The following is a 789-nucleotide window of genomic DNA, read 5'->3' as shown; positions in this document are numbered from 1 at the left end:
CTCCAGGAAGTCCTCGATGGAGGCGAGTCCGCCGAGCCGGCCCACGCCGCTGGACTTGTAGCCGCCCTCTTCGAACTCGACGGTCAGGTTGGCCCAGCTGTTGATCGAGACCAGGCCGGCGTCGAGCTGCCGGGCCACCCGTACCGGCCGGTCGGCGTCGCGGGTCCAGACGCAGGCGCTGAGGCCGTAGTCGGTGTCGTTGGCGAGGGCGACGGCCTCTTCCTCGGTGTCGAAGACCTGGACGGTCTGCACCGGTCCGAAGGTCTCCTCCTGCACGATCGGCAGCGAGGAGTCGGACACCGCGAGCAGGGTGGGGTGGTAGAAGGCGCCGCCGGCGAGTTCGGGGCGGGTGCTGGGGCCGCCGCGGACGATGGGCTTGGCGCCGGCGGCGATGGCCGCCTCGACGGCGGCGTCGACCCGGGCGACCGAGGCCTTGTCGATCAGCGGGCCGATCTCGCTGGCCGGGTCGGAGGCCGGGCCGGGCCGGACGGCCGCCAGGCGCTCGGCGAGCGCCGCGGTGAACTCGTCGGCGATCTCGCGCTGGACGAGGACGCGGCTGCCGGTCATGCAGAACTGTCCGGCGAAGACGGTGCTGGACGCCACCGCCGTGGCGAGCGCGGCGTCCAGGTCGGCGTCGGCGAAGACCAGGTGCGGGGTCTTGCCGCCCAGCTCCAGCCCGACCCGCTTGAAGCGGGCCGCCGCGCCCTGGGCGACGAGGCGGCCGGTGGCGGTGCTGCCGGTGAAGCTGATGACGGGCACGTCGGGCGAGTCCACCAGCAGCCGCGCGAC

At 74.0% G+C, this 789-nt stretch carries 1 protein-coding gene; it reads right to left on the bottom strand.

The annotated features are described in order from the left end of the window. Positions 1-789 (bottom strand): aldehyde dehydrogenase family protein (locus ACFF45_RS35530; RefSeq protein ID WP_381351177.1); only part of this gene is annotated, 789 nt, incomplete at both ends.

Source organism: Streptomyces cinereospinus, assembly GCF_042430725.1.
Taxonomy (GTDB): domain Bacteria; phylum Actinomycetota; class Actinomycetes; order Streptomycetales; family Streptomycetaceae; genus Streptomyces; species Streptomyces cinereospinus.
This window is presented reverse-complemented; position numbering and strand designations above follow the sequence as displayed.